Here is an 8,890-nt window from a genome sequence, read left to right on the forward strand (position 1 = left end):
TCTTCCGTCCGGCGGGCCCGCGCCCTACAATGTCCGCCCATGCTTGAAAAGCTGCGCCGCACCCTCGACATGATCAAGGTCCAGCATTCCGTCTTCGCTCTTCCGTGGGCGTTCGTGTCCGCCTTCTACGCCGCGGGGGGGCTCCCCACGGGCGCGCAGATGTCCTGGATCCTCGTCGCCATGGTGTCGGCCCGAAGCGCCGCCATGGCCTTCAACCGCATCGCCGACCTGCGCTTCGACGCGGAGAACCCCCGCACGAAGGACCGGGCGCTCCCGTCCGGACGCCTCACCGTGGGCTTCGCCTGGGGCTTCACGCTGGCGATGATCGCGCTTTTCTTTCTGTCGGCGGCGATGCTCAACCCGCTGTGCCTCAAGCTCGCTCCGGTCGCCCTGGCCGTCACGATGGGCTACTCGTACACCAAGCGCTTCACCGTCTTCTGCCACGGGTTCCTCGGGCTGTCCCTGGCGATCGCGCCGATCGGCGCATGGCTGGCGGTGCGGCCCGACCGGGCGGGCCACCCCCTGCCGTACCTCCTCGGGGCGGCGGTTCTCTTCTGGATCGCCGGGGCGGACATCCTCTACGCCTGCGAAGACGTCGAATTCGACCGCCGGAAGGGCCTGCGCTCCGTTCCGGCCGCGCTCGGCCTGCGGGGGGCGATGATCGTCTCCGCGCTCTGCCACGGGGTGGCGGTGGCGGCGCTGGCGGCGGCGGGCCGGGCGGGCGGGCTGGGCCCCTGGTATTACGCGGCGGTGGCGGCCATCGCGCTCCTTCTGATCTACGAGCACGCCATCGTCTCGCCGACCGATCTGCGGCGGGTCAACCGCGCGTTCTTTCACGTCAACGCCGTCGTCAGCGGCGTGATTCTGGCCGGGGGGATCCTCGATCTTTTGACGAGACGCTAAACGCGCCGGACCGCCTTCGGGCCGAGAAAGGACTTCAGGGCCTCGCGCCACGGGCGCAGCCGGATCCCCGCGCGGGCGAGCTTGGTCCCGTCCAGCACCGTATAGCGGGGCCGGAGGGCCGCGCGGGCCCCGAACCCCTGCCGCCGGGGCCGCAGCGACACGGACCGCTCGCCCAGCATCTGGAAGGCGACGCAGGCCGCCTCGTAGGGGGTGGCGTCGTCGGGCGGCGCCACGTGCCACACGCCCGTCTCCCCCCGGCGCAGCAGCTCCAGCGTCGCGTCCGCGAAATCGAGCTGATACGTCGGCTGCCCCCGCTGGTCGTCGTGGACGAAAACCACCTCCTCCGTCTCCCGCGCGTCCAGCGCGTCGCTCAGGAAGTTGCGGCCGTACGGCCCGAAGAGCCACCCCGCCCTCAGGATAAGATAGCGGGGCGCGTGGCTCATCACCGCGAGTTCCCCCGCCAGCTTCGTGTCGCCGTACACGTTGATCGGGTTGGGCGGGTCCTCCTCGCCATAGGGCGTCGCGCGGGTGCCGTCGAAGACGAGGTCCGTGGAAGGATAAACGACCAGCGCCCCCACCTCCGCCGCGGCCCGGGCCAGATGCTCCGCCCCGTCCCGGTTGGTCAGATACGCCCGCCAGCGGTCCGTCTCGCAGGCGTCCACGTCGGCCACCCCCGCCGCGTTCAGAATCACGTCCGGCCGGATCTCGCGTACGCGCTCAAGAACGTCGTTGCGCCGCGTGACGTCCAGATCCGCATGCCCCAGGGCGACGACCTCGGGGCCCGATTCCAGCCGGGACCGCCAGGCCCGGCCCAGGCCGCCATAGGCGCCGACGACGAGGATTCTCCGGATGCCGCTCAACGTTCCACCTCCCCGGCCGCACCGTCCGGCATAGACTCCCGGGGCCGACAAGCCTATAATACAGCCCGTTTCCCCTTTATGAAAATTTACCTCCTGGGGCGGGGGCACCGGCTCGAGCAGATCCGCAACGCTCTCGGCCTGAGCAAACTGAACGCCGTCCGCGTGGACGGGGACCCCGCCCAGGTCCGCTTCGACGTCCCCGAACGGTCCGTGGCGCCCGGCGACCTCATCATCGTGGCGGAGTTCGAAGAGGCGCCGCTCCGGGCGGTCCTGGACAACCTCGCCCGCCAGAAGCTCCCGGCCAAGGTCATGGTCTTCACGTCGCTGCCGAGCCGGCCCTTCGCCCGGGAGTACCCGAATTTCCTGTTCCGCGACGAAGGGCTCATTTACAAGAACGAGCTGCGCGAGCTCCAGCGACGCGCCGCCGGCCAGCAGAAGGTCGAAACGATCCGCCAGATCGCCCAGGGGCGCCCCTTCCTGACGGTCATCTGGGGCAATCCCGACCCGGACGCCATCGCCAGCGCCTACGCCCTCTCGGAACTCGTCCGCGACCACGCCCGCGAGACGGCCATCGCCTACATGGGCGAGTTCACGCGTCCCGAGAACGCCGCGATGGTGAACCTCCTCAAGATTCCCATGCGCAAGTTCTCCCCGTCCGCGATCGCGCCCGAGACGATCGTGGCCACCGTGGACGCCCAGCCCTCCTTCTTCCAGCTCGACGGGCAGCTCCGCTTCGACATCATCATCGACCACCATCCGCTCACCGATCTCGGCCCTCACCGCTTCGCCGACGTGCGCCCCACCTACGGCGCGGCCTCGACGATCCTGACCGAGTACTACCAGGCCTCCGGCGCCCGCATGACCAAGAAGATCGCCACCGCGCTCTTCTACGGCCTCAAGATCGACACGGGGAACCTGACCCGGAACGTCAGCGACGCGGACGTGGCCGCCTTCCGGTACCTGCGGGTGCGCGCGGACGAGAACCTGGTGCGGACGATCGAGCTTTCGCAGCTTCCCGTCGAAACGCTCGACTATTTCGCCGTGGCCATCGCCAACAAGAAGATCGCCCGCGATACGGTGTTCGCCTACCTCGGCACGATCCCGAACCCCGACATGTGCGTCCACGTGGCGGACTTCTTCATCAAGCTGACCGGGATCTCGTGGGTGATCGTGGCCTGCCGGTCCAAGGACCGGGTCGTCGTGGTCTTCCGTTCGGACGGCCTGCGCAAGCACGCGGGCCGCCTGGCGGAGGCGCTCTTCCTCGACTACGGCTCGGCCGGCGGCCACCGCACGATGGCCCGGGCGGAGCTCGAGGTGGGCCGGCTGGTGGCGGAACTCCGGGAGCCCACCGACGTGGCCATCGAGGAGTGGCTCCTGCGGCGCCTGGCCGGGAAGATCCGGGCGCTTTCCCCCTTCGCCGCGGCGGCGGCCCGTCCCGGCGTCTGAAATTTTTCTTGCCCCCGCGCGGGGTCGGTGGGATATGATCCAGGGCCTGCTCGACGGCGTCTACAACCTGATCCACGAGGGCCGCTACGAGGCCGCCCTCCAGGCCGCCAAGCGCCTCTCGATCGAACGGCTCAAGGAGAACCGGCGGGCCGAGGCGGCGCTCGCCTTGGCGGCGGCGGGCCACGCCCTGTGCCTCCTCAACAGCCCCTCGAAGGCCCGCAGCTTCGCCCATGAGGCCCACGACCTGGCCGCCCGCGCCGAGGATCGCCGGGCGGCCGGGTACGCCCTGGCCGTGGGGGCCCTGGCGCGGCTGCGGATGGGCGAGTACGACGCGGCCGACGCCCTCATCGACCGCGCCCTCGAAGCCCTCCAGAAACATCCCGAGGACGCGGCCACGGCGTTCGCGCGCCTGGTCTCCGCGGAGCTTTCGATCACCAAGGAGGACTTCGTGGAGGCGCGCGTCTTCGCGGAAGACGCCTTCGCCGCGGGCGCCTCCCTCGACCTCCCCTGGGTCAAGGCCCGCGCCTGCCTCGTCAAGGCGGTCTGCGAGGAACGCACCGGAAACGTCCCGGCCGCGCTTGAGATCCTGGGCCGGGCGGAGGAGGAGCTGCGCCGCCGGTCGGACGCGGAAACCTACTGGCTCGTCAAGAGCGCCCTGGCCCACGCCTCCCTCAAGGCGGGCCAGGAAAAGACCGCTCAAGCCCACCGGAAGGCCGCCGCCCAGGTCATCGAGGAGATCGCCGCCGGCCTCTCCCCCGAGGGGCGCGAGCGTTACCTTAAGAGCTCCGCCGTCGTCCACGCCCTGGGCGGGGATCCGCAGTCGGCCAGCGGCCTCTGGAAGGTCCCCGTCCAGATCGACGCCCCCCGCAAGACCTCGCCGTCCTCCACGGACGCGTCGCTGGCGGCCCTCCGGCCGGTCCTCGACGTCATCAAGAAGATCAACACCGAGCTCAACCTCCGCAAGCTCATCACCATGATCCTCGACACCATGATCGAGTTCTGCAACGCCCAGCGGGGGACGATCGTCATCTTCGAGGGCGACCGCTTCAAAATCGAGCTTTCCCGCGACCGCTCCCGCCAGGAGCTCCCGCGCGGCGAGGTGGGCGTCTCGCGGACGGTCCTCAAGTTCGTCCGGGACCACGGCAAGCGCGTGGTGGCCGAGGACGCCTCCGTGGACCCGCGCCTGCGCCTGATCGACAGCGTGCAGGACCAGTCCCTGATGTCGATCCTCTGCGTTCCGCTCCGGGTCAAGATGCGCCTGATCGGCGCCGTCTACCTCGACAATCCGCATGTCGTGGGCGCCTTCGGTCCGCGCGAGATCGAGATCGCCGAAGTCCTCACCGACCACGCGGCGATCGCCATCGACAACGCGCTCCTGCACATCAAGTCGATCCACGACGCGCTGACGAACCTGTTCAACCACCCCCACTTCGAGAAACGCCTGGAGGGCGAGGTCGCCCGCGCCCGCCGCCACGGGCGTCCCTGCGGGCTGCTCATGATGGATCTGGACGACTTCAAGGCGATCAACGACACCCTCGGTCATGAAGCCGGCAACGAGGTCCTCAAGGGCGTCGCCCGGCTGCTGGCGGCGACCCTCCGCGGCGCCGACACGGTCGCCCGCATCCAGGAGCGGGACGCCGGCCCCATCCTCGCCCGCTACGGCGGCGACGAATTCGAAATCATCCTGCCCGAGACGCCCCGCGAGGGCGTGCGCAAGGTCGCCGAACGGATCCTCCAGGCCGTCCAGAAGGAGGAGTTCCGCTACGGCGACCGGGTCCTGAAACTCAACCTTTCGATCGGCGGGGCCGTCTACCCGGACGACGCCGAGAGCGCCCGGGATCTCCTCCTCAAAGCCGACGAAGCGCTCTACGCCGCCAAGCGGGCCGGCAAGAACCGCGTGGTGCTTTACGAGCCGCCTTCACCCGGAAAACCAAGTGCGGATGCGCCTGCGGCCCCCCCCACGCCTCCGCTTTCGTAACACGCCTCCGGCGCCGGCCCTTGACGGGCTGGGAAGGTGGATCTAGCATACCGAATCATGAAGGGCGAGATCATTGTAGCGGAGGCGGTCTCCCTCAATCAGGACGGCACCTTTTCCCTCCTCCGGGGCGGCATCGATCGGGTTTGGCCCCCCGCGGAGGGACGGCCCATCGTCTTCCGTGGAGGACTCGTCTTTCGCATGGTCGCCGGGCCGACCGAGCTGCGACGCCACGAATTCCGAATTCTATTCGTCAATGAAGACGGCAAGCCTTTCGCGCCCGAGATTAGCGGGAACGTGGACTTCACCACTCCCGGAGGGGCCGTTATGGCCCTCGGGGAGCTGCAGCTTATATTTCCCAAACCCGGAAGATATGTGATCGCCGCTCACGTCGATCAGCAGGAGATCGCATCGTATACCTTGACCGCTCTGGAGTCGCCTCCCAAAAAGTGAGGATGCCCATGCACCATGCGGAAAAGAACAAAGTGACTCTGCGAAAGCGGCATGAGGCGGCCCCGCCGGAGCCGACGTGGGGCTATTGCCTCGAGGAGCCGGCCGTTCGGATCCAAGAGGCCCCCGCCGCTGCGGCCCCCGTGCAGGTTGAGCCCGCCCCCTCAAAAGTGGCACAAGGTGGAATTCTCATCACGGAAGCCGTCGTCATGCCTTTGTCCGAATGGGAACACCGGCAACGGGTTGAGGCCGCCCTGGAAGAGACCAACCGGCTTTACGGCGATATGCTCCGCCGTCTGGCTGAGTGATGACGGTCGAACATCTCACGCTCTCCGACATCCTGAGAATTCACCAAGACCAGTTGGCCCGATATGGGGGATTGGACGGCGTTCGAGATCCCGGCCTTCTGGAGTCCAGCCTGGCCCAGCCCAGGGCAACTTTCGACGGACAGCCCCTGCATCCGAGCCTGACGGCTATGGCCGCGGCGTATCTCTTTCATCTCGTGAAGAACCATCCTTTTTTGGACGGAAACAAACGCACAGGGGCCGTCGCCGCCCGAGTCTTCCTCGGAATCAATGGTCACGTTTTCGAACCCCCGGCGTCGGAATACGAAGGAATCGTGAGAAAAGTTGCGGGGTGCTCCGCCCGTAAAGAAGAAATCGCGTCCTTTATCCAAAAATTCTGCCGGTCGAACCCGCCCCCCTCATCAGGGCCGGCATCTCGGCCGTAGGACCGGCCGGAAGAATGGACGTCAGGGGGGGCTGACGGCCCGCCCCTCGGAACTCGCCCCTGCCGGCCGCGCGGCCCCCTACGAAGGAGTCACCGGCGATCCTGCGGGCCGTCTCCCCGGACGACGCCGAGAGCGCCCGGGATCTCCTCCTCAAAGCCGACGAAGCGCTCTACGCCGCCAAGCGGGCCGGCAAGAACCGCGTGGTGCTTTACGAGCCGCCTCCCAAGGACGCGGCGGCTTCCGCTTCGGGGGCGTGACGCTTCCGCGTCGGCGGCTCTCTCCCCCGGCGCCGGAATCGCCCCATCGAGCCCCGGGTTCGTTATAATCTCCCCCGTGCAGGACGATCTGGCCTTCGGCGCCATCGCCGTACGGGAAGGATTCCTTACCCAGAATCAGCTCGACGAGATTCTCGCCCGCCGCGACGGGCCTCCCCTGGCCGACGAGCTCCTCGAACGCCGCCTCCTCACCCCCGAGCAGGTCCAGGCGATCCGGGACATCCTGCGCGTCCATGCGGCCGATCTCGGCGCCCCCGGCGAATCGGGCGGCATCCTCCAGCACGACCGCTTCCTCCTGCCCTGCACCCGCTGCGACACGTACCATCTGATCCTGGGACTCCCGGACGGAACCCGCTTCGTCTGCCGCAAGTGCCGCGCCGTCCTCACCGTTCAAAGGCCCGCCCCGCCACCGACCTCCGCGCCCGCCCCACGCGCGTCCGACCTCCCCCGCGTGGGACCCTATCGCCTCCTCCAGGAAATCGGCCGCGGCGCCATGAGCACCGTGTACAAAGCCGTCCACGCGGACACCGGCCGTACGGTCGCCCTCAAGATCCTTCGCGCCTCGGACGGTTCCACCGGCGCTTCCTCCCTGGCCCGTTTCCGCCAGGAAGCCCGCGCCGCCCGCCGCCTCTCCCATCCGTCCATCGTCGCCGTCCACGAGGCCGGCGAGGAAAACGGCGCCTCCTACATCGTCATGGACTACGTGGAGGGCAAGACGCTCGACCGCGCCCTCGCCGAGGGCAACCTCACGCTGCGCGCCTTCGTCACCGTCCTCGAACAGGTCGCCCGCGCCGTCCACCACGCCCATCAGTACGGCATCGTCCACCGCGACCTCAAACCCGCCAACATCCTCCTGGACGCTTCCGGCGCGCCGCACGTCACCGACTTCGGCCTGGCCAAAATGGACCACATGGAGCGCTCCGCCACGCGCGCCGGCTCCTCCCTCGGCACGCCGTACTACATGTCCCCCGAACAGGTCGAAGGCGACGTCACCGGCACCGACGCCCGGAGCGACATCTACGCCCTGGGCGTCATGCTCTACCAGGCCCTGACCGGACGGGTGCCCTACCCGGGAAGTTCCGTCCTCGAAGTCTACCGCGGCGTCCTTTCCGGACGCCTGACGCCCCCGTCCCAGCTCAATCCGGACGCGCCTCCGGAGCTCGAAGCCGTCTGCCTCAAAGCCCTCCAGCGGGACAAGACGCGCCGCCATCCCAGCGCCCGCGAGTTCGCCGACGACCTGCGCCGCTGGCTGGATCGAACCGCCGACCCATGCAGAAACCCGAAGACAACCTGATCGGCCGCACGCTCGAGAAGTGCCGGATCCTGTCCAAACTCGGCACGGGCGGCATGGGCTCCGTTTATCTGGCCGAACACTTCGGCCTGGGCCGCCGCGTCGCCGTCAAGATCCTCCCCGCCGACATGAGCCGCGACCCCGAGTACGTCGCGCGCTTCATGCGCGAGGCCACCACCGCCGGCCGCATGGAACACCCCAACATCGTCCAGGTCCACGACGTCGGCTACGCCGAAGGCCGCCACTTCATCGTCATGCAGTACGTGGACGGCGAGTCCCTCTCCACGGTCGTCGAAGAACTCGGCGCCATGGACCCCCGCGACGCCGCCCGCGTGGCCGTCGGGATCCTCCGGGGTCTCCATCACGCGCACGAACAGGGCGTCGTCCACCGCGACGTCAAACCCGACAACGTCCTTCTGGCCAAGGGAGACGAGCCGAAACTCCTCGACTTCGGGCTGGCCATCGAACAGGAAGCTTCCCTCCACCTCACCCGCGACGGCATGGTGGTGGGAACCCCCTACTACCTCTCCCCCGAGCAGGCCCGCGGCCACAAGGCCACCCCGAAAAGCGACATCTACGCCGCCGGCGTCACGCTGTACTATCTCCTTACGGGAAAACGCCCCTTCACGGGCGCCACCGCGCTCGCCGTCCTCAACAAGCACATCCACGAGCCGCCCGTTCCCCCCATGGCCCACAATCCCAAGGTCCCCAAAGCCCTCAACGACATCGTGCTCAAGATGATGGCCAAGCGGCCGGAGGACCGCTACCCCACCGCCGCCGCCGCGGCCGACGATCTCGAACGCTTCCTCACGGGCCGCGAGGTGCGCGTCCGCCTCCCGTGGCGGCTGCCCTACCTGTCCCCCCGCGCCCGATGGGCCGCCGGGGCCGGCGCCGGAGCGCTCGTCCTGGCGGCGGCCGTCCTCGCCGTGGCGCTGTCCGCGGGCGACCCGCCCCCCTCGC

9 protein-coding genes are annotated in these 8,890 nt (G+C 68.8%); 8 read left to right on the plus strand and 1 reads right to left on the minus strand.

The window, feature by feature from the left end; all coding sequences use genetic code 11:
* The first annotated feature begins 39 nt into the window (after nt 1-39).
* Complete coding sequence (locus VNO22_03795) at nt 40-903, plus strand: UbiA-like polyprenyltransferase (GenBank protein HXG60475.1); 864 nt, start codon at nt 40-42, stop codon at nt 901-903.
* Here the strand turns inward: VNO22_03795 and rfbD are convergent.
* Nucleotides 900-1,763, minus strand: coding sequence for a dTDP-4-dehydrorhamnose reductase (gene rfbD, locus VNO22_03800; protein ID HXG60476.1), 864 nt, complete (start codon nt 1,761-1,763; stop codon nt 900-902). The two genes, VNO22_03795 and rfbD, sit on opposite strands and share 4 nt — an antisense overlap.
* 78 nt (nt 1,764-1,841) lie before the next feature.
* Here rfbD and VNO22_03805 point away from each other — a divergent pair, with 78 nt between their 5' ends.
* The 7 genes from VNO22_03805 to VNO22_03835 all read left to right on the plus strand — a co-directional run.
* Nucleotides 1,842-3,209, plus strand: coding sequence for a DHH family phosphoesterase (locus VNO22_03805; GenBank protein ID HXG60477.1), 1,368 nt, complete (start codon nt 1,842-1,844; stop codon nt 3,207-3,209).
* Between the two features lie 34 nt (nt 3,210-3,243).
* Complete coding sequence (locus tag VNO22_03810; protein ID HXG60478.1) at nt 3,244-5,187, plus strand: sensor domain-containing diguanylate cyclase; 1,944 nt, start codon at nt 3,244-3,246, stop codon at nt 5,185-5,187.
* A 57-nt stretch (nt 5,188-5,244) separates the two neighbouring features.
* The gene (locus VNO22_03815; protein ID HXG60479.1) at nt 5,245-5,637 is read left to right on the plus strand and encodes a hypothetical protein; all 393 of its coding nucleotides are present in this window, start codon (nt 5,245-5,247) and stop codon (nt 5,635-5,637) included.
* 8 nt (nt 5,638-5,645) lie between these two features.
* On the plus strand, nt 5,646-5,942 hold the full coding sequence (locus VNO22_03820) for a hypothetical protein (GenBank protein ID HXG60480.1): 297 nt from the start codon (nt 5,646-5,648) through the stop codon (nt 5,940-5,942).
* Nucleotides 5,942-6,364: a type II toxin-antitoxin system death-on-curing family toxin gene (locus tag VNO22_03825; GenBank protein HXG60481.1), complete on the plus strand. Its 423-nt coding sequence runs from the start codon at nt 5,942-5,944 to the stop codon at nt 6,362-6,364. Before VNO22_03820 ends, VNO22_03825 begins: the two co-directional genes overlap by 1 nt.
* Before the next feature lie 333 nt (nt 6,365-6,697).
* Nucleotides 6,698-7,933, plus strand: coding sequence for a serine/threonine-protein kinase (locus VNO22_03830; GenBank protein ID HXG60482.1), 1,236 nt, complete (start codon nt 6,698-6,700; stop codon nt 7,931-7,933).
* The coding region (locus VNO22_03835; protein ID HXG60483.1) for a serine/threonine-protein kinase at nt 7,909-8,890 on the plus strand (982 nt) is incomplete at its 3' end. The genes VNO22_03830 and VNO22_03835, both read left to right, overlap by 25 nt.

The sequence above is a fragment of the Planctomycetota bacterium genome, assembly GCA_035574235.1.
Taxonomy (GTDB): domain Bacteria; phylum Planctomycetota; class MHYJ01; order MHYJ01; family JACPRB01; genus DATLZA01.

Bases quoted from the DNA above. Each gene is read 5' to 3' on its own strand.
- VNO22_03820 (HXG60480.1), top strand. From the start codon at position 5,646: ATGCACCATGCGGAAAAGAACAAAGTGACTCTGCGAAAGCGGCATGAG.
- VNO22_03825 (HXG60481.1), top strand. From the start codon at position 5,942: ATGACGGTCGAACATCTCACGCTCTCCGACATCCTGAGAATTCACCAA.
- VNO22_03810 (HXG60478.1), top strand. From the start codon at position 3,244: ATGATCCAGGGCCTGCTCGACGGCGTCTACAACCTGATCCACGAGGGC.
- VNO22_03795 (HXG60475.1), top strand. From the start codon at position 40: ATGCTTGAAAAGCTGCGCCGCACCCTCGACATGATCAAGGTCCAGCAT.
- VNO22_03815 (HXG60479.1), top strand. From the start codon at position 5,245: ATGAAGGGCGAGATCATTGTAGCGGAGGCGGTCTCCCTCAATCAGGAC.
- VNO22_03805 (HXG60477.1), top strand. From the start codon at position 1,842: ATGAAAATTTACCTCCTGGGGCGGGGGCACCGGCTCGAGCAGATCCGC.